The 19,363-nt window shown below is 67.4% G+C and carries 21 protein-coding genes; 6 read left to right on the forward strand and 15 right to left on the reverse strand.

The features are described 5' to 3' along the window. Positions 1–46 precede the first annotated feature (46 nt). From KDJ86_RS14805 to KDJ86_RS14835, 7 genes are all read right to left on the reverse strand, one after another. Entirely contained in the window at positions 47–496 is a 450-nt protein-coding gene (locus KDJ86_RS14805) for an HPr kinase/phosphorylase (RefSeq protein WP_291747395.1), read from the reverse strand. Then, a complete protein-coding gene (locus KDJ86_RS14810; protein ID WP_291747398.1) occupies positions 493–2,268 on the reverse strand; it encodes a sensor histidine kinase in 1,776 nt (591 codons plus the stop codon). Before KDJ86_RS14810 ends, KDJ86_RS14805 begins: the two co-directional genes overlap by 4 nt. A 31-nt stretch (positions 2,269–2,299) precedes the next feature. Beyond that, entirely contained in the window at positions 2,300–3,001 is a 702-nt protein-coding gene (locus tag KDJ86_RS14815) for a response regulator transcription factor (RefSeq protein WP_291747401.1), read from the reverse strand. Between the two features lie 432 nt (positions 3,002–3,433). Beyond that, positions 3,434–5,269, reverse strand: coding sequence for a heavy metal translocating P-type ATPase (locus KDJ86_RS14820; protein WP_291747403.1), 1,836 nt, complete (start codon positions 5,267–5,269; stop codon positions 3,434–3,436). A 63-nt stretch (positions 5,270–5,332) separates the two neighbouring features. Further along, positions 5,333–5,848, reverse strand: a complete 516-nt coding sequence (gene lspA / locus KDJ86_RS14825; RefSeq protein WP_291747408.1) for a signal peptidase II — start codon at positions 5,846–5,848, stop codon at positions 5,333–5,335. Then, a complete protein-coding gene (locus KDJ86_RS14830; RefSeq protein WP_291747410.1) occupies positions 5,841–6,686 on the reverse strand; it encodes a TrmH family RNA methyltransferase in 846 nt (281 codons plus the stop codon). Before KDJ86_RS14830 ends, lspA begins: the two co-directional genes overlap by 8 nt. Beyond that, entirely contained in the window at positions 6,679–7,740 is a 1,062-nt protein-coding gene (locus tag KDJ86_RS14835) for a class I SAM-dependent methyltransferase (RefSeq protein ID WP_521085297.1), read from the reverse strand. The genes KDJ86_RS14830 and KDJ86_RS14835 overlap by 8 nt, the downstream gene beginning before the upstream one ends. Before the next feature lie 134 nt (positions 7,741–7,874). On the opposite strand from KDJ86_RS14835, the gene KDJ86_RS14840 reads away from it, so the two are divergent. Genes KDJ86_RS14840 through KDJ86_RS14850 form a run of 3 tightly spaced genes read left to right on the forward strand, consistent with a single transcriptional unit; the run spans position 7,875 to position 9,810 of the window. Next, positions 7,875–8,513 carry an SRPBCC family protein gene (locus KDJ86_RS14840; protein WP_291747416.1) on the forward strand — a complete coding sequence of 213 codons (639 nt, stop codon included), beginning with the start codon at positions 7,875–7,877 and terminating at the stop codon, positions 8,511–8,513. Between the two features lie 7 nt (positions 8,514–8,520). Further along, the gene (locus KDJ86_RS14845; protein WP_291747419.1) at positions 8,521–8,994 is read left to right on the forward strand and encodes a (2Fe-2S)-binding protein; all 474 of its coding nucleotides are present in this window, start codon (positions 8,521–8,523) and stop codon (positions 8,992–8,994) included. Positions 8,995–9,009: 15 nt separating this feature from the next. Then, positions 9,010–9,810: an FAD binding domain-containing protein gene (locus KDJ86_RS14850; protein ID WP_291747422.1), complete on the forward strand. Its 801-nt coding sequence runs from the start codon at positions 9,010–9,012 to the stop codon at positions 9,808–9,810. Between the two features lie 26 nt (positions 9,811–9,836). Here the strand turns inward: KDJ86_RS14850 and KDJ86_RS14855 are convergent, their stop codons facing one another. Further along, positions 9,837–10,916 carry an alkaline phosphatase family protein gene (locus KDJ86_RS14855; protein ID WP_291747424.1) on the reverse strand — a complete coding sequence of 360 codons (1,080 nt, stop codon included), beginning with the start codon at positions 10,914–10,916 and terminating at the stop codon, positions 9,837–9,839. Here KDJ86_RS14855 and KDJ86_RS14860 point away from each other — a divergent pair. Together KDJ86_RS14860 and bfr are read left to right on the forward strand one after the other, a co-directional pair. Next, positions 10,909–11,196 (forward strand): (2Fe-2S)-binding protein, encoded by a 288-nt coding sequence (locus KDJ86_RS14860; RefSeq protein WP_291747426.1) that lies wholly within the window; start codon positions 10,909–10,911, stop codon positions 11,194–11,196. The genes KDJ86_RS14855 and KDJ86_RS14860 overlap by 8 nt on opposite strands. 28 nt (positions 11,197–11,224) lie before the next feature. After that, complete coding sequence (gene bfr / locus KDJ86_RS14865) at positions 11,225–11,710, forward strand: bacterioferritin (RefSeq protein WP_291747427.1); 486 nt, start codon at positions 11,225–11,227, stop codon at positions 11,708–11,710. A 41-nt stretch (positions 11,711–11,751) separates the two neighbouring features. Here the strand turns inward: bfr and KDJ86_RS14870 are convergent, their stop codons facing one another. The 7 genes from KDJ86_RS14870 to KDJ86_RS14900 form a co-directional block, all read right to left on the reverse strand. After that, a complete protein-coding gene (locus KDJ86_RS14870; RefSeq protein ID WP_291747430.1) occupies positions 11,752–12,261 on the reverse strand; it encodes a hypothetical protein in 510 nt (169 codons plus the stop codon). Positions 12,262–12,340: 79 nt separating this feature from the next. Continuing rightward, on the reverse strand, positions 12,341–13,360 hold the full coding sequence (locus KDJ86_RS14875; protein ID WP_291747433.1) for a glucokinase: 1,020 nt from the start codon (positions 13,358–13,360) through the stop codon (positions 12,341–12,343). Continuing rightward, positions 13,360–13,773: a methylglyoxal synthase gene (locus tag KDJ86_RS14880; RefSeq protein WP_291747435.1), complete on the reverse strand. Its 414-nt coding sequence runs from the start codon at positions 13,771–13,773 to the stop codon at positions 13,360–13,362. The genes KDJ86_RS14875 and KDJ86_RS14880 overlap by 1 nt, the downstream gene beginning before the upstream one ends. A gap of 29 nt (positions 13,774–13,802) precedes the next feature. Further along, on the reverse strand, positions 13,803–15,071 hold the full coding sequence (locus KDJ86_RS14885; RefSeq protein ID WP_291747438.1) for an ABC transporter permease: 1,269 nt from the start codon (positions 15,069–15,071) through the stop codon (positions 13,803–13,805). A gap of 21 nt (positions 15,072–15,092) precedes the next feature. Next, positions 15,093–16,223, reverse strand: coding sequence for an ABC transporter permease (locus tag KDJ86_RS14890; RefSeq protein ID WP_291747441.1), 1,131 nt, complete (start codon positions 16,221–16,223; stop codon positions 15,093–15,095). Continuing rightward, on the reverse strand, positions 16,220–17,725 hold the full coding sequence (locus KDJ86_RS14895; protein WP_291747443.1) for an ABC transporter ATP-binding protein: 1,506 nt from the start codon (positions 17,723–17,725) through the stop codon (positions 16,220–16,222). The genes KDJ86_RS14890 and KDJ86_RS14895 overlap by 4 nt, the downstream gene beginning before the upstream one ends. 100 nt (positions 17,726–17,825) lie before the next feature. Beyond that, positions 17,826–18,860, reverse strand: coding sequence for a BMP family lipoprotein (locus tag KDJ86_RS14900; RefSeq protein WP_291747446.1), 1,035 nt, complete (start codon positions 18,858–18,860; stop codon positions 17,826–17,828). Positions 18,861–19,161: 301 nt separating this feature from the next. On the opposite strand from KDJ86_RS14900, the gene KDJ86_RS14905 reads away from it, so the two are divergent. Continuing rightward, positions 19,162–19,363, forward strand: a 202-nt coding sequence (locus KDJ86_RS14905) for a cytidine deaminase family protein (RefSeq protein ID WP_367116826.1), incomplete at its 3' end; no start/stop codon positions are given.

Genomic DNA, 19,363 nt, shown 5'->3' on the forward strand with positions numbered 1-19,363 from the left:
ACCGAACGATTCCGCAACGCAAGAGGGAGATGTGTCCTGATTTCTTTCAGCTCCCTGCCGGGCCTGCGGCTTCGGCGAGCGCCACCTGAACACGTTCGGCGCCGTCGATGCAGCCGATCGGCAGCATCAGCCGCGGCAGGCGGATGCCGCAGATCTCGACGAAACGGTCCCCGTCCTCGGGCATCCGCGGGCAATCGGCGGCCGGCAGGAGGTCGACCGCGAGCCCGATCGCAGCGGGCGAGACATGGGGCCGGGTGACGATTCCCTGTCCGCGGACCTCCAGCCTGCCGGCCAGCGCCGCCGGCGCGGTGGCGACGAGGCGGCCATTCTCGGTGCCGAGAATGACGCGGTCGTCGGCGATCAGCGTCGCCGCCGGGTGGCGGAAGACGAGCTGCAGGACGAGCGCGGATTTGCCGCTGCCCGAGGCGCCGCGGATCAGCACCCCGTCGTCGCCGACGCGGACGGCGCTCGCATGGATGGTCGCGGAGGCGCTCACGGCCGCGGCAGGGTGACCGTGAAGCGCGCGCCGAGGACCTCGGGCGGCTCGCCCGGCGTCGGGCTCGGCCGCGTCCGGTTCTCGGCCTGGATCCGCCCCCTATGCGCATCGACGATCTGCTTGGAGATCGACAGGCCGAGGCCGGAATTCTGGCCGAAGGATTCGCCCTCCGGCCGGTCGGTATAGAAGCGCTCGAAGATCCGCTCGAACTGATCGGAGCGGATGCCGGGGCCGTCGTCGTCGACGACGATCTTGAGCAGGCGGTCCTTGGCGGCCATCGTCACGTTGACGATCCCGTCCCTGCGGCAGAAGGAGCGGGCATTGTCGATCAGGTTGTTGAAGACCTGACCGAGGCGGATGTCGTGGCCGGTGACGACATAGGTGTCGGGCTCCGCCTCCTCGATGTCGAGCTGGATCTTCGGGCCGTCGTCGGGCGTGGTGTCGCCGACCATCTGGACCACGGTCTCGAGCACCTTGCGCATGTCGACCGGCCCGGCATCCTGGCGGGCGAGCTCGGCATCGAGGCGCGAGGCGTTGGAGATGTCGCTGATCAGCCGGTCGAGGCGGCGGACATCATGCTGGATGATGGTCGCCAGCCGGGTCTTGGCATCCTCGGTCTTGGCCAGAGGCAGCGTCTCGACCGCGCTGCGCAGCGAGGTCAGCGGATTCTTGAGCTCGTGGGCGACGTCGGCGGCGAAGCTCTCGATCGCCTCGATCCGGCTATAGAGCGAGCTGGTCATCTCGCGGATCGCCTGGCTGAGATGGCCGATCTCGTCGCCGCGATGGCTGTAATCGGGGATTTCGGGCCGGGTCTGGATGCCGCCGCGCACCCGGTCCGCGGCGTCGGCGAGCCGCCGGAGGGGGGCGGCGATGGTGCCGGCCATCAGGATCGAAAGCAGCACGGTGACCGCCGCGACAACCACCAGAACGCGGACGATGGCCAGCCGCTCGGCATAGACGATGGCGTCGATGTCGCCGCCTTCGGTCGACAGGAGCAGCGCGCCATAGACGGTGCGATAGCGCTGGATCGGCACCGCGACGGAGACGATCAGCTCGCCCCGCTCGGTAACGCGCACGACGCTTTGCGACGAGGCATCGAGGGCGCGGATGACTTCAGGATAGCCCTTGCCGTTGGCACCGCCGAGCTCCTTGTAGACCGGCAGGTCCGTACGCTGGAGCCACAGGTTGATCGTGTGCCAGAACTGTTCGAGCAGCGATCGCTCCGCCGCCGCCGGCGGCGGCAGGTCGAAGCCGAGGATCTGGCCGCGCGCGTAGAGGTGGCGCGAATCGGCGACGAGCGTCCCGTCGCGGTCATAGACCCGCGCCCGGGTCCGGGTCGGCGAGACGAGACGGCGCAGGATCGGCGCCACGCGCTCGGGGTTGATGGCGAATTCGTATGCGTCGAAGACCTGATCGACTGGAGACAGGCTCTGGCCCGCCTCCAGATCGAGCAGCATCTGCGGATCGATGTCGATCGAATCCGCGTCCGAGGTCGCCGAGGTCGCGATCGCCCCGGCGATGATTTCTCCCTGGGTCTGCAGGCTCTGCACCCTCGCCTCGGTCAGTCCCGCCCGAAACTGATTGAGGTAGAGGATGCCGGCGACGAGAAGGGTCAGCGCCACGAGATTGAGGACGATGATCCTTCGTGTCAGGCTGGAGAAGACGTGCAGGCCGATGAAGCGACTGAAACCGGCGAGGATGCGCCTGATACGTCCGTCAGGCTGATCCCGCCGGGCCTCGGTCACTGGCTGGTTCTCGGCTCTGGCCGTCATTCATCTCCAGCGTCGGACCGTGCGAACCCGGTCAGACCTCCTTGAATCGATATCCGACTCCATAAAGCGTCTCGATCATGTCGAATTCGGGATCGACCAGCTTGAATTTCTTCCGGAGCCGCTTGATGTGGCTGTCGATGGTCCGGTCGTCCACGTAGACCTGATCATCATAGGCCGCGTCCATCAACGCGTTCCGGCTCTTTACCACGCCCGGGCGATGGGCCAGGGCGTAGAGGATGAGGAACTCGGTCACCGTCAGCGTGACCGGCTGTCCGTTCCAGGTGCAGGTATGGCGTTCCTGGTCCATTGACAAGGCGCCGCGATCGAGCACCTGGGCCGCCTCGCCCTGCTTGGGCTGGCTGGCGTCGCGCGGCTGGAAGCGGCGCAGCACCGCCTTGACGCGCTCGACGAGAAGCCGCTGGGAGAAAGGCTTCTTGATGAAGTCGTCGGCGCCCATCTTGAGGCCGAACAGCTCGTCGATCTCGTCGTCCTTGGAGGTCAGGAAGATCACCGGCAGGTCGGTCTTCTGGCGCAGCCGGCGCAGCAGCTCCATGCCGTCCATACGCGGCATCTTGATGTCGAGGATTGCGAGATCCGGTATCGCGGTCTGGAGGCCGTCGAAGGCGGATGCGCCATCGGTATAGGTCTGGACCCGATAGCCTTCCGATTCGAGGGCGATGGATACCGAGGCAAGGATATTCCGATCGTCGTCTACAAGGGCGATCGTCGGCATGGTCTTCTCCGTTTCAGTGGGCGGGAGTAAGCCCGTGTGGGGCGGGCGGGTGGACCCATGCCCTGAAGATCGTGCTAAAATGTGGCAAGCGAAATCTAGCGGATTCCGTGGATAAGCGCCAATGGCGCCAAGGGGTTATCGCTACCGACCTGCGCCGGCCTCCGGAGCGGGGGTGGTCCTCCCGTCGAAAACCGTCCGTTTTCCGGCTCGATGCGCGGCGATGATGTGGTCCGCGAATGGCCTGGATCGGGCCGCCTACCCGCTTTCGCCACAGGTTCCGCGACCCGGCCCATACCCGCATGATCGGCGATGTGCCGGCCGCCGAGATCGGCATGACACCGCCGTTCCGCCCGCCAACGTCGCCCGGCCAACGTCGCCCGGCCAACGTCGCCCGGCCGGCGTCGCCCGGCTGGCGTCGCCCCGGGCCGCAGCTCAGCCGCGCAGCGCGCGGAGCGCGTTGAGGATGACGGCGACGTCGATCGCTTCCTGGAGCAGCGCGCCCTCGACCGGCGGCAGGTAGCCGAAGGCCGCGACGATCATGGCAATCACCGAAAGGCCGATACCGACCGTAACGCTCTGGAGCGCGATGCGCCGTGACCGCTGGGCGATGCGCATCGCTTCTGCGATGCGGTCTATGCGGTCGACCAGCAGGATTGCATCGGCGGCCTGGGCGGAGGCGACCGCACCATGGGCGCCCATGGCGATACCGATATCGGCGGCGGCGAGCGCCGGCGCGTCATTGGCGCCGTCGCCGACCATCATCACCGGGCCATTCTCCCGCTCCCCGACGACGGCCATGACCTTCGATTCCGGTGTCATCTCGCCGAGCGCCGCGTCGACGTCGAGGCGCTTTGCGACCGCCGCCGTGACATCCGCCCGGTCGCCGGAAGCGAGCACGATGCGATGGACCCCGAGGTTCCGGAAGGAGACCAGCGCTTCCGGAACCTCGGGGCGGATCTCGTCCTTCATCACGATCAGTCCGGCCATGACGCCGTCGATGGCGATGGCGATGGTGACCTCGCCATCCTGCCGGCCGATGGTGCCGAAATCCGCGCCGTCGCGGGAGCGGTCGCGGACATAGGAAAAGCTGCCGACCGCGATCTCGCGGCCGTCGACCCAGCCCTGCAGGCCGCTGCCCTGCGCCTCGCGGACCTCGGTCGGCGGGCTGAGCGTCAGGCCGCGTTCGGTTGCCGCCGCGACCAGTGCCTGGCCCATCACATGCCCGGAGGCCTGGTCGAGCGAGGCGGCGAGCCGGAGCAATTCGGTCGGGTCGACGTCGTGGACGGGATGGATGGCGGCGAGCGAGGCGTGGCCGTGGGTCAGCGTTCCGGTCTTGTCGACCACCATCGTCCTGACCTCGGCCAGCACCTCCATCGCCCCGCCGCCCTTGACCAGGACGCCACGGCTCGCCGCCCGCGACACGCCGGCGATGATCGCCACCGGCACGGCCAGGATCAGCGGGCAGGGGGTCGCCACCACCATGACCGCCAGCCAGCGCACCGGGTCGGCCGAGACGATCCATGCCCCGCCGGCGATCGCGACGGTGACGGCGAGGAAGACGATCGCATAGCGGTCGGCGAGCCGGACCATCGGCGCCTTTTCGCGCTCCGCCGCCTCGACCAGCCGGACGATCCCGGCATAGGTGCTCTCGGCGGCCGACCGGCTGACGGTCAGGTCGAAGGCCATGCCGGCATTCGTCGAGCCGCTCATCACCGGCTCGCCGGCCCGGATCGTGGCGGGCATCGGTTCGCCGGTCAGCGCGGACTGGTCGAGGACGGCGCTGCCCGCGGCGACGCTCCCGTCGGCCGGGACGACCTCGCCGGCGCGGACAAGGACGCGGTCGCCGGCGCCGATGCCGTCGATCGGCGCTTCCTCCAGGCCCCGCGGCGTGTAGCGCATGGCGGTCTTGGGGACCCGCTCGAGCAGGGCGGTCATTTCGCGCCGGGCGCGGCCGGCGGCGTAGGATTCGAGGAACTGGCCGCCGGCATACATCAGAGCCACGACGACGCCGGCCAGCGCTTCGTCGAGGAGGAGCGCGCTGACCATGGCAAGCAGCGCGACGATATCGAGCCCGACCTCGCCCCGGCGCAGGCTGGTGACGATCTCGACGGCGAGCGCCGCGACGACGGGGAGCGTCGCCACCGCCCAGACGACGTGCGCGGCGGCTCCGGCCCCGGCGAAATATGTGGTGCCCCCGGCGGCCAGGCCGATCGCCGGGATCGCGACCAGCACCTGCCGACTCAGATGGTCGAACCCGTTTCCTGCCATATCCAAGCAACGCCTTCGGTGCCTGGTTATGGCGAAGAATCCGCGCCGCTACCCTGATCCCGGTCAATTTTCCCCGGGCGGCGGGGTGGCGGGACCGCCCCGCCCCGGCCAGAGATAGACGACGAGCAGGAGGGCGGGGCCGATGGTCAGCGCCGCATCGGCGGGATTGAAGATGAACAGCGTCCGGCTGCCGAGATGGAGCAGCAGGAAATCGATGACATGGCCGTGGAGGATGCGGTCGATGAGATTGCCGGCCGCGCCGCCGATGATCAGGCCGTAGCCGACCGCCGCCCATCTGCCGCCGTCGATCGCCTGCCCCCAGAAGACCATGACCACCACGGTGATGACCAGCGTCAGGGCGACCAGCGCCCAGCCGCCATAGTCGGCGAGGAAGCTGAAGGCGATGCCCGGATTGTAGACGAGGTGGAGGGCCAGAAAGGGGAGGAGGTCGATCGTCCTGCCGAAGGGAAGATTCGCGTCGGCGATCGCCTTGGCGCCCTGGTCGACGATCACCGTCAGGGCGATCACCGACAGGCCGAGCCGGGAAAGCGGGCCGGGGGGCCGTTTCGGGTCAGCCATCGAGCTTCAGCGCCTCCCGCCGGATTTCGAAGAGCATCACCCCGGTCGCAACCGCGAGATTGAGGGAATCGGCCTTGCCGGCCTGGGGGATCCTGACCAGCGTCGAGCAGGCCGCGGCAAGCTCCGGGCTCAGGCCCGACTGCTCGGCGCCCATCACCAGGAGCACCGGACCGCGATAGCCGGCGGTGCGGTAGTCGACGGTCCCGGCGAGATGGGTGCCGACGCTGGTCCCCGGCCAGGCCGCGATCATCCGCGCGAATTCCTCCGGCGTCGCGCGGGCGAGCGGGACGTGGAAGATCGACCCCATGGTGGCGCGCACCGCCTCGATCGAGAAGGGATCGACCGTGTCGCCGACCAGGATGACGCCCGCGGCTCCGACCGCGTCGACCGTGCGGATGATGGTGCCGAGGTTGCCGGGATCGCGGACCTGTTCGAGCGCCACCCAGACCGCGTCCGGACCGGGACGGATCGCGGCCGGCCTGGTCAGGTGCTGGTCGAAGACGCCGATGACGGTCTGCGGGTTCTCGCGGCGGGTCATCTTGGCGAGCACCGCCTCGCTGACCACCACCACGTCGCCGCCGCGGGTGCGGGCGGTGGCGGCGAGGCGGCCGACCTGGGCATCGTCGGCGACCCTCGCCGAATGGACGAGGCGGCGGATGGTCCATCCCGCCTCGATCGCGTCGGTGACCAGCTTCTGGCCTTCGGCGACGAACTGGCCGCTCGCCCGGCGGTTCTTGGGCAGGGCCAGGCCGCGGATTTCCTTGACCACGGGATTGGCCAGGCTGGTGATGTGAAGCACCTTGCCCGGCGGCCGCGTCTTCTGCCGGCCGTCAGCCATCCGGCGACCAGCGCGAGAAGAGCGAGGTGGACAGTCCCCGGCCGCCGCCTTCCTCGCGGATCACCAGCTCGCCGGATTCGACGACGCCGTCCCTGCCTTCCAGGCATTCGGCGGTCAATTCGTGCATCGACAGGAAGGAGGAGCGGATCGAATAGGCGGTGAGGATGAGGAAGGCCGGATCGTCGGTGAGGAGCCGCGCGCAGGCGCGCAGGAGGTCGGGCAGCGCGGCGAAGATATCCCAGACCTCGCCCTTGGGTCCGCGGCCGAATTTCGGCGGATCGAGGATGATGCCGTCATAGCGGTTGCCGCGCCGCTCCTCGCGGGCGACGAACTTCACGGCGTCCTCGCAGATCCAGCGGATCGGCAGGTCCGGCAGCCCGGCGACCGCCTGGTTTTCCCGCGCCCAGCCGATCGCCTTCTTCGAGGCGTCGATATGGACGACCTCGGCACCGGCGCGCGCGGCGACAAGCGAGGCAAGGCCGGTATAGCCGAAGAGATTGAGAACCTTGGCCGGCTTGCCGGCGCCGGCGATCCTTGCGGCCAGCCACGCCCAGTGGGTCGCCTGTTCCGGAAAGACGCCGACGTGGCGGAACGAGGTGAATCGGCCGAGGAAGCCGATGCCGTCGTAGCGCATCGGCCAGGTTTCGCCGATCGGCTTCGCCATCCGCCAGCGGCCATCCGCCTCGTCGTCGCCGATGCCGACGAAGGTGGCGTCGGCCGACTCCCAGGCGGAAGCCGCCATGCGTGGCGTCCACAGCGCCTGTTCCTCGGGGCGGACGACGCGGTATCGGCCGAAACGCTCGAGCTTCCGGCCATGACCGGAATCGAGCAGCGCATAATCCTCCCAGCCGGCGGTCTCGAGCATCACCGGCGCGCGCATCGCCGGCCGCCCGGCGCGGACGGGGGCGTCGGAGTCCAATTCGCTGCGCTTCGCCGTGGATGCCGTCATCGGACGCGTCCGGGAACCTTGTCTGGGATCGGCTTGCCGCCGACGGGGCCCCTTGTAGCGGCGGCGGGGCGGCAATCCAACACTTGCCGAGTGCGACCGGGCCATGCAACATAATCCTTGGAATCGATCCAGGTCAGTCTGGGTCCGGAGGCCGGGCGCGTGCTTTGCGAATCCCTCGCGGCCGTCAGTTGGAAAGAATATGAACGAGGCGGAGAACCGCCTCTCGGGGCTGCCTAACCATGGAAATGAAGGGCGAATACAGGATCCCGGCAAGCCGGGAGAAGGTGTGGGACGCTTTGAACGACCCGGAGGTGCTGAGGGACTGCATCCCGGGCGCGAAGTCGCTTGAGAAGATCTCCGACACCGAGATGAAGGCGACGGTCGAGGCGAAGGTCGGGCCGGTCAAGGCCTCCTTTACCGGGCAGGTGACGCTCAGCAACATCGATCCGCCCAACGGCTATACCATCACCGGCGAGAGCAAGGGCGGGGTCGCCGGCTTCGCCAAGGGCGGCGCCGATGTCGCGCTTGCCGGGGACGGCCCCGACGCGACGGTCCTGACCTATGTCGCCAAGGCCCAGGTCGGCGGCAAGCTCGCCCAGATCGGCGGCCGGCTGGTCGACGCCACCGCGAAGCAGATGGCGGACCAGTTCTTCAGCGCCTTTGCCGAGAAGGTCGGCGGGCCGCCGGAAGCGGCTGCGTCGGAGGACATTGGCGAGGAGGCGGTCGTCGCGGATGTCGAGAAGGATCCGGAAGTCACCGCCGAGGCGATCGAGGAGCGTCTCGAGGTGGCCGCCGGCCGCGGCTTCCTCGGTGGACCCTATGTCTGGGGGCTGCTCGCCCTGCTGGTTGTCATCGTCCTGATCCTGATTTTCCGTTGAGGAGCCTATGTCCACGATTGCGTTGAAAGTGAACGGCAAGGATGTCTCTGCCGAGGTCGAGGACCGCACGCTGCTGGTCGAGCTGCTCCGCGAGGAGCTGAAGCTGACCGGGACCCATATCGGTTGCGATACCTCGCAATGCGGCGCCTGTGTCGTCCACGTCGACGGCGTGGCGATGAAGTCCTGCACGATGTTCGCTATCCAGGCCGACGGCGCCGAGATCCGCACCATCGAAGGCGTCGCCCAGCAGGGCGCGCTGCATCCGATGCAGGCGGCCTTCGCCGAGCATCACGGCCTGCAATGCGGCTTCTGCACGCCGGGCATGATCATGACCGCGATCGACATGGTCCGCCGCCTCGGCAGCGATCTCGACGAGGCGACGATCCGCCACGAGCTCGAAGGCAATATCTGCCGCTGCACGGGCTACCAGAATATCGTCAAGGCGATCCAGGCGGGCGCCCGGGCGATGGCGAGCCAGTAGACGGGAGCAAGCGACGTGTACGAAACCACCTATCATCGCCCGGCAAGCGTTGCCGAGGCCGTTTCGCTGTTCTCGAACGCTTCGGACGGGCGCTTCCTGGCCGGCGGCCAGACGCTGATTCCGACGATGAAGCAGCGCCTCGCCGCGCCCTCCGACGTCATCGACGTCGGCAAGATCGCCGAGATGCGCGGCATCGAGGTCTCCGGCGACACGGTTTCGATCGGCGCCGCGATGACCCATGCCGAGGTAGCCGCCTCCGAGGCGGTGCGCGGCGCGATCCCCGCGCTCGCCGGCATGGCGGGGATGATCGGCGATCCGGCCGTTCGCCATCGCGGCACGCTGGGCGGCTCGCTCGCCAACAACGATCCGGCCGCCGACTATCCCGCCGGTGTCCTGGCGCTCGGCGCGACGATCCATACCGACAAGCGCGAGATCGCCGCGGAGGACTTCTTCCAGGGGATGTTCTCGACGGCGCTGGAGGATGGCGAGGTGATCACCAGGGTGGTCTTCCAGGTTCCCGAAAAGGCCGCCTATGCCAAGTTCCGCAACCCGGCCTCGGGCTATGCCATGGCCGGCGTCTTCGTCGCCCGGATGAAGGACGGCGCGGTCCGCGTCGGGGTCACCGGCGCCAGCGGCAACGGCGTCTTCCGTTCGTCCGAGATCGAGCAGGCGCTGCTCGGCTCGTGGAGCGCCGAGGCGATCGCGCCGCTGGCGATCAGCCCCGAGGACATGCTGTCCGACATCCACGGCTCGGCCGCCTATCGCGCCAACCTGGTCAAGGTCATGGCCAGGCGGGCGGTCGCCTCGATCGCCTGAGCCGACCGCCGGATACCGCCCGGCGCCTAAGGGAAGGTGCCGGGTTCGAACAGGTCCCTGAGGTCATTGGCGCCGGCCACGGCCGGCAGGACCGGCAGGCCGAGAAGCTCTTCCACCGATTTGACCATCGATCCGTGGTCGTAGCGGACGTCGCCGGCATAGCCGCGTTTCACCCGCGGCCCGATCGCCAGGAAGGGAACCCGCTGTGTATCGTCGCCCTCGTCCCAGGTGAGGAAAATGGCGCCCTGGTGGGCGTCGGCCCAGGCGATCAGCGCGGGCAGCTCGCGCTTCAGCCAGGCGTCCCCCCGCTTGACGCTGCTTCCGAGACAGCCGAGCGCGCCGTGCATGTCGTTGCAGAGGTCCGGCGTGATGAAGACGTAACTGGCGACGGTGTCCGCCGCGAGATCGGCGGCAAGCGCCGAATAGGGCCTGATGTGCTCGGCGCAATAGGCGTTGTCTTTCGACGGCGGGTTGCCGGAGACGTCCTGGAAGAAGACGAAGGGGTTGTGCTTCGGATGGTAGCGCCCATGCTTGCTGATCGGACAGGCGCCGGCCCGCCGCGTCTGGCCTTCCTGGTAGGCCTTCCAGTCGAGGTCCGGCGCGTCCGCGACCTGCGCCACGAGATGGTCGCGGCTTGCCGTGCTGTTCGACGCCGAGGGGCGGTCGTCGGTCGTGAAGGTGTGATCCGCGAAGGCGTTGGTCCCGGCTTCCATCCAGATGTAGTGCGGCTCGCTGGCGAGGCGGGGAAGCTCGTCGACGAAGTTGGTTGCATGGGCGGCGTCGGCGAGCAGTGACTGGATGAACGGCGCCTCGTCGCCATTGCCGTAGATCTGCCGGGCGTCGTGATTCTCCATGGCGATGACGAAGACATGCCGGACGGCCGGCGCGGCCGCCGCGCCGGCCACCGTCGCGACCGCGGCAAGGCCGGCAACGAGCGCTACGGACGCCAGCCTCGACGTCCTCCGGACCCTGCCGTTGTCCTCCCGCGCCGGGGTCTCGTCGCCGATCCGGACATGCGCGGACGGATTTCCTGGTTCGGCCGCCATCCATTGCCGGCGATTGTTGCGTTCGGCTGGAGGCGGTGCCATGTGATGGGCAATGATCATCTGCTCCTGCAATGTCCTGACCAAGGCGAGCATTCTCGAAACGGCGGAGAAGCTGGCGCACGAGGATGTGTCACGGCCGGTAACCCCCGGTCGCGTGTTTCGCGCCCTCGGGGTCCGCCCGCAATGCGGTACCTGCTTCGTCACGATCCGCCGGCTCATCGCCGATGCCGGGATCACCTTCACCTGTCCCGACCCGCTGGCCACCGTCGCCGACGAAGACGGGGAGCTGACTCCGAGCGAACTCGACGCGCTTGTTGACGTTGCCATTGATGCATCATAGTTGAACCAGTCCAATCCGGGGGAGATCCATGAAGGGCGATCCGAAAGTCATCGATTATCTGAACCAGTCGCTGCGCCACGAATTGACGGCGGTGAACCAGTACTGGCTGCATTACCGGCTGATCGAGGACTGGGGATACGCAAAGCTCGCCAAGAAGGAGCGGGCCGAGTCGATCGAGGAGATGCAGCACGCCGACAAGCTGGCCGAGCGCATCATCTTCCTTGAAGGCCTGCCCAACATGCAGCAGCTCAATCCCCTGAAGATCGGCCAGAACCTCAAGGAAGTGCTGGAGGCCGACCTCGAAGGCGAATACGACGCGCGCAATCTCTACAATGAGGCCCGCGAAGTCTGCCGGGCCGCCGGCGACATCGTGTCGATGAAGCTGTTCGAGGATCTGCTCGCCGACGAGGAGGGCCATATCGACTTCCTCGAGACCCAGCTCGCGCTGCTTGGCGACATCGGGCCGGAACGCTACGGGCTGCTGCAGGCCGAATCCGCCGACGAAGCGGAGTAGAGAAGCTCAATCGGCCAAGAGGTCCATCCAATCATCGGCCGTCAGATTCTGGGCAGAAAAATTGCGGTCGCCACGGTCGCGCAGATGATCAAGCACCAAACGACAACCTCGGACCAGCCTTCGAAACGCCCCCGAATTGGATATTTCTTTCGGTGGGAGGAGAGATAGGTCTCCCAACCAATGCTGTTCGATGAGAGCCTTTTCTCCAAATCGGATAAATACTCTCCGATTGTCATGGTCCTCATCTGTATTCCTGCCCAACGTAAGAAACCAAGGCAAGCAAGAACTACTGGAAGAACGAGTGAGGCACGAAATAATAATGGATCGAAATTTTTATCTCGGGTCAAGACCCATGCATAAACAGCCGCGATAGAGAAAAAAATTGTATTCTCTGCTTTCCTTCTCTCTGATATCTGGAGTTCTATTTCTCGCCGCATAGCATTGTATTCAGCAATCAGAAAGCCGTCACCCAGGGAGTCGATGCTGACTTTTAAATCCCCGGCATCCGCCTTCTGACCAGGTTTTTTCAGGGTCTCGTCGTCGTTTGTCATTGGCTTTCCGTGCTTGCACGACTTGAAGAGGCTATATTATTTCGGGCTTGAGCTAGGCTCTGATTGCAAATTCACTACATCAACTCCGCCACCAGCGGCCTTCGAGCTCGACGCCGAACTCGGCCGGGCGGCGGGCGAAATGGGCGATGCCGGCAAGCGCCGGGTCGGGCTTGACGATGATCGCCGTCGCCATCCGCTCCACCAGGTGGCGATGCGGCTCCTTGGTGACGAAGGCTTCGCGGAACGCGCCCGATTTCAGCGCCGGCGCGATCCTGGCCGAGATGCCGCCAGCGAGATAGACGCCGCCATAGGCGGTGAAGACCAGCGCGAGATCGCCGGCGAAGCGACCGAGATAGGTGGCGAAGAGCGCGAGCGTCTCGACCGCTTCCGGACTGTCGCCGGCAAGCCCGTGGGCGGCGACGTCGGCTTCGTTCCCGAAGCGCGCATCGACGCCGTTCGCCGCGCAGACGCCCCTGTAGAGACGCAGCATCCCCGAGCCGCAGACCAGGGTCTCGGTGCTCATCCGGCCGAAGGTCTGTTCGAGATGCGGCCAGATTTCGAAGTCGCGCGGACTCACGGGCCCGAGATCGATATGCCCGCCCTCGCTGGGGATCGGCACCCATCGGCCGCCGCTCTGGATCAGTGCCCCGGCGCCGAGCCCGGTTCCGGGCCCGACCACGACGCGGGCGCCGTTCGGGGTGGCGACGCCGTCGCCGATCGGATCGACCCCATCCGTGCCGAGGCCCGGCAGGCAGAGCGACAGCGCCTCGAAATCGTTGAGCAGGATGACGTCGGACAGGCCGAAGCGCTCGATCAGCTTCTTCGGTTCGACCACCCAGTGATTGTTGGTCATAGCTACGCGGTCGCCGGTGATCGGGCCGGCGAGCGCCAGGATCGCGGTCTTCGGGCGTTCCGCCTCGGGGCGGTCGCCGATCGCCGCGGCCATCGCGTCCTCGATCGTCGCGAAGTCGGCGGTGGCAAGCGTCGGGATGCGCTCGACCGCCGCGTCCTGGTCATGGATGAGGACGAAGCGCGCGTTGGTGCCGCCGATGTCGCCGCTCATCACCGGGAAGGCGAACGCTTCCGGAGACGCCGCCATCACGCCGCCTCCCCGCGATCGGCCGGCGTCGTGAAGTCGCCGGGATGGCGGATCAGGATCTCGGCGGTGGCGGCATTGAGCGCCATCGGGATGTCGTAGACCACCGCCAGCCGGGTCAGCGCCTTGACGTCGACGTCATGGGGCATCGGCGTCAGCGGGTCGACGAAGAAGACCAGCGCCGAAATCCGTCCCTCGGCGATCAGCGCGCCGATCTGCTGGTCGCCGCCGAGCGGGCCGCTCTTCAACGCCGTGACATCGAGCGCCGGCAGCGCCGCCTTGATCCGCGCGCCGGTGGTTCCGGTGGCGAAGAGATCGAACTGCGAGAGCCGGTTCGCGTGGCTCGTCGCGAAGGCGACGAGCGCGTCCTTCTGGTTGTCGTGGGCGACCATAGCGAGCGCCGGGCGTCCTGCCATTCCTGTCCTTCCTCCCGGCGCGAAGCGCCTTACTCCTTGATATAGGGCTGGCCGTCGGCGGCCGGCGGACGCGCCCGCCCGATCAGCCCGGCGACCAGGACGATTGTGGCGATATACGGCGCCATGGCCAGGAATTCCGACGGAATCGGCGTGTGCAGGATAGCGAGTTTCTGCTGCAGCGAGTCGGCGAATCCGAAGACCAGCGCCGCCATCAGCGCCCCGACCGGGTGCCAGCGCCCGAAGATCATCGCGGCGAGGCCGATATAGCCGCGGCCCCCCGTCATCCCCTCGTCGAAGCGGCCGACCGAGCCGAGCGTGAACCAGGCGCCGCCGAAGCCGGCGACCATGCCGGCGATCGTCACGTTGATGTAGCGGGTGCGGTAGACGTCGATGCCGAGCGTGTCGGCGGCTTCCGGATGCTCGCCGACGGCGCGGGCACGGAGGCCCGATCGGGTGTGGAAGAGATAGTAGGTCGCGACCAGCACCATGATCAGCGCGCCGTAGACGAAGAGGTTCTGGCGGAAGAGGACCGGGCCGATCACCGGCAGGTCGCTGAGCAGCGGAATGTCGATCGGCCGGAAGACCGGCGCATTGTTGAGCCATGTGTATTTGGTCAGCACCTGGCTCGAGACATAGGAGGTCAGGCCGAGGACGAAGAGGTTGATCGCCACCCCGGCGATGATCTGGTCGACCCGGTGGGTGACGACCAGCGCGGCGAGGATGAAGCCGAACAGCCCGCCGATCGCGACCGCGCCGAGGATGCCGACGAAGCCGCCGAGCACCGAGCCGATCAGCGCACCCGCGAAGGCGCCGGCGAGCAGCATCCCCTCGATGGCGATATTGACCACCGCGACGCGCTCCGACAGGACGCCGGCGAGGCCGCCAAGGGCGATCGGCACGGCACGGACCATGGTCGATTCGAGCATGCCGGTCAGCGAGAAGGACTTGCCGGCCGTCGCCCAGGTGAGGAAGGCGGTGACGACGAGGAGGAGGCCGATGCCAAGGAAGACGTTGGTCGAGCGTCCGCCGCCGCGCATGAACTGGCGGATGCCGAAGAAGGCGAGGAGGCCGGCGACGATATAGGCATAGGGCGCGGCCGGCACGACGAGGTTGGGGATGCTTATGGCGTCGCGCGGCAGGGTCAGCCGGAAGACGGCGTTGCCTTCCGAGGTGGCGCCGAAGGCGACCGCGACGAAGACCGCGAGGCCAAGCAGGATGACGCCGTTGACCTTCTTCTGCCGCCGGCGGGCGAGCTCGATATCGGCCGTCGTCACGGGCGCTGTGTCGGTTACCGCCATGCGATCCGTTTCCCTGACATGCTAACGCCCCGCCTCCTTGCGGAAGACCCAGGGGATGGTCGCCCGGACCAGGGTCGGCGCGGCCATGAAGACGATGACCAGCGCCTGGATGATGGCGATCAGGTCGATGCTGACCCCCGCCTCGACCTGCATCTCGCGGCCGCCGGCCTGGAGGGCGCCGAACAGCAGGCCGGCGAGGAGGACGCCGACCGGATGCGAGCGGCCGAGCAACGCGACGGCGATGGCGTCGAATCCCGCCCCTCCGGAAAAGCCGGGCGAGGCGCGGCCGAGCACGCCGAGCACCTGGTTGGCGCCGGCGAGGCCGGCCAGCGCCCCGGCCGTCGCCATCACCAGAACGATGATCATCCCCGACTTCATGCCGGCATAGCGCGCCGCGTCGGGGTTGGAGCCGGCGGCGCGGAACTCGAAGCCCGTGGTCGTCCGGAAAAGCAGCCAGTAGACGAAAAGGACCGCGGCGATGACCAGCAGGATGCCGGCATGGACGCGCAGGTTCGGATCGATAAAGGAGAGGAGCCTGGGCAGCTCGGCGCTTGGCAGCACCGATTGCGAGATCGGGTCGGCCCGACCCGGCTTCTGGACCGGCGGGTTGCGGAGCAGGTAGTCGACGAGCCGCATGGCGATGAGGTTGAGCATGATGGTGGTGATCACCTCATGCGCCCCGGTAGCGGCCTTCAGCCAGCCGGCGATCCCCGCCCAGATGGCGCCGGCGATCGCCCCGGCGAGGAGGGCGAGGGGCAGGTGGATCCAGGCCGGCGTGTCGGTCAGTGCGAAGCCGACCACGACCGCCGCCATGCCGCCGAGCAGGACCTGGCCCTCGGCGCCGATATTGAACAGCCCGGCCCGGAAGCCGAGGGCGATGCCAAGCGCGGCAAGCGTCAGCGGCGCCGCGGCGGTCAGCGTCTCGGAGACCGCGTTGATCGAGCCGAGCGAGCCGGTGAACAGCGCCACATAGGACTGGCCGACGGCGGTCAGGCTGACGCCGGTGGCGAGCATCACGATCGCGCCGAAGGCGAGCGCCATGGCGACGGCGAGCAGCGGAACGAGGATCATCTCCTCGGCGTCGAAGCGGTCCGAGACCGCCCGCTTGAGCAGGTCCTGCGAGAAGCCGTCGAGCTTGCCGGGCTCGCTCATGCCGTCGCTCCCGCCATCGCCAGCCCGAGCTCGGCGACGGTCGCGGCGGCGGCATCGAATTCCGCCACAACCCGTCCGCGATACATCACCAGGACACGGTCGGACAGGGCGCGGATCTCGTCGAGCTCGGTCGATACGATCAGCACCCCGACCTCGGCGTCGCGGGCCGCGATGATCCGCTTGTGGATGTATTCGATCGATCCGACATCGACGCCGCGGGTCGGCTGGGAGGCGATGAGCACCTGGATGTCGCGCGACATTTCACGGGCGACGACGAGCTTCTGCTGGTTGCCGCCCGACAGGTGGTCGGCAAGCTCGAAGACCGAGGAGGTGCGCACGTCGAAGTCGGTGATGATCCGTGCCGCCTCGGTCTCGACCTTCGGCCAGTGCATCCTGATGCCGGTCGAATAGGGTTCGTCGTAATAGCTGTCGAGGACCATATTCTCGGCGAGCGTGAAGGTCTCGATCAGCCCTTCCCGCTGGCGATCCTCGGGGACGTGCGCCATGCCGAGCTTGTGGCGGTGCCGCGCGGAAGCATGGGTGATGTCCTCGTCATGGAAGACGACCGAACCGGCGATCGCCGACCTCAGCCCGGTCAGCGCCTCGACCAGCTCGGTCTGGCCGTTGCCCTGGACGCCGGCGATGCCGACGACCTCGCCGGCCCTGACCGCGAAGCTCACGTCGTTGACCGCGACTTCGTGGCGGTCGTTCATGACCTTGAGGTTCCTGACCTCGATCATCGGGCGGCGGGGCACCGCCGGCTTCTTGTCGACGGTGAAGCTGACCGGCCGGCCGACCATCATCTCGGCGAGCTCCGCCTCGGTCGCGGTCTTCGGGTCTCCCTCGCCGACGATCTTGCCGCCGCGCAGCACGCTGATCCGGTCGGCGACCTCGAGGATCTCGAAGAGCTTGTGGGTGATGAAGACCAGCGCCTTGCCGGCATCGCGCAGCGAGCGGATGATGCCGAAGAAATCCTCGACCTCCTGGGGCGTCAGCACGGCGGTCGGCTCGTCGAAGATCAGCACGTCCGCCGAGCGGAACAGCACCTTGATGATCTCGACCCGCTGCTGGACGCCGACCGGCACCTCCTCGATGATCGCGTCCGGATCGACGACGAGGCCGTGCTCGGCGCCGATCGCTCGGACCTGCTCGCGCGCCGTGGCGATGTCGAGATGGTCGAGGCGGCCGGTCGGCTCGACCCCGAGCACGACATTCTCGGCGACGGTGAAGACCGGGACCAGCATGAAATGCTGATGGACCATGCCGATGCCGGCGCGGATCGCGTCGCCGGCGCCCTCGAAACGGGTCGGCTTGCCGTCGATGAGGATCTCGCCCTCGTCGGGGCGATAGAGACCGCTGAGGACGTTCATCAGCGTCGTCTTGCCGGCGCCGTTCTCGCCGAGCAGGCCGAGGATCTCGCCGGCCCTGATCGTCAGGTTGACATCGGAATTGGCGACCACCGGCCCGAAACGCTTGGTGATGCCGCGCAGTTCGATATCCAAGGTCCGCGTTTCCCCTCGTCCCTCAGGGAGGACCGCCGCGCTGCTACGCGGCGGTCCATGTCATCTGCGGCCCGCCTGGCGGGCGGGCAAGGGCTGAATCTCAGTCCTTGACGGAGATGTCGCCCGCCTCGATGCCGGCGGCGATCTCGTCGATTTCCTTCTTGAGCGCGTCCGGAACCTTCGAGTCGAAGTCGTGATAGGGGGCGAGGCCAACGCCGCCATTGGCGAGCGTGCCGACGATGACGCCGCCCTCGAAGGAGCCGTCCTGCGCCATCTTGATCGCCTGGACCACGGTCGAATCCATCCGCTTCAGCACCGAGGTCAGGTAGACGTGCTTCTTTTCGGGGTCGGTCAGATACTGGTCCGCGTCGACGCCGATGATCATCAGGTTGTCGGTGCCGAGCTCGTCGGCGAGCGCCGCCGATCCGAGGCCGACCGGGCCGGCGACCGGCATGACGACGTCGGCGCCCTCGTCGTTGAGGTTCTTCGCAAAGGCACGGCCGTCGTCGAGCGACTCGAAGTTGTTGGTGAACAGGCCCTCGCCGGATGCGGGGTCCCAGCCGAGGACCATGACCTCGGTGTCCTTCTTCCCGTTGTAATACTTAACGCCGCGATAGAAGCCGTCCATGAAGATGGTCACCGGCGGAATGTTGATGCCGCCGAAGGTGCCGACGACGCCGGTCTTCGACATGCCGGCGGCCAGATAGCCGGCGAGGAAGGCCGCCTCGTCCGTCGCATAGACCTGGCCAAGGATATTCGGGACGACCGGGTCATAGGCGAAGTCGACGATCGAGAATTTGGTGTCGGGATTGGCCTCGGCCGCCTTCTTGGTGGCGTCGCCAAGCAGGAAGCCGACGGTGATGATGAGGTCGCAATCCTGCGACAGGAAGGAATTTATGTTCGGCTCGTAGTCGGTTTCCTGCTTGGATTCCAGCAACTTGCCTTCGATGCCGAGCATTCCCTCGGCATCCTTGACGCCCTTCCAGGCGGTCTCGTTGAAGCCCTTGTCGTCGACGCCGCCGGTATCGGTGACCTGGCAGGCGGAGAATGCGTTGGCCGGTGCCGCGCCCCAGGCCGCGACCAAGGCCGTTGCGGCGATTGCGGCGAGCGACGTTCTGATAACATCCTTGTTCAACTCTACCTCCTGTTGCGCCATTCGACTTGATTTTCCGGACGGCCCTTGCCGTCGGGAAGTGTTGCTGACCTTCGCATTTTCGTCGATCATGGTCGAGACACTTCGTACCTTCCGTCCAGGCATGCGTCGGACGCGCATGACAGCGGGATGACGGAGACGCGCGGAAACCGGGGCCCTGGGCCGAGCTCGACGAGGGGGAGCAACCCGCGCTCCGGCCCGAGTGCCAGGCCGGGCCCGGCGGCGCCTTTGCGATGGACGACCTTCGCCGGCCGGGCGGGGGGCCGGCCGGATAGGGGAGCAGATGATGGATCGTGATCTCTTCGACCTCGCCAGGGCGATCCGCGACCGCGCCCATGCGCCATATTCCCGGTTCGCCGTCGGCGCGGCGCTGCGCAGCGGTGCCGGCACGACCCATGCGGGCTGCAACGTCGAGAACGCATCCTATCCGGAAGGCTGGTGCGCCGAGACCTCCGCCATCGCGGCGATGGTCTGCGGCGCCGGCA

Source organism: Bauldia sp., assembly GCF_020442045.1.
In the GTDB taxonomy this organism is placed as follows: Bacteria; Pseudomonadota; Alphaproteobacteria; order Rhizobiales; family Kaistiaceae; genus Bauldia.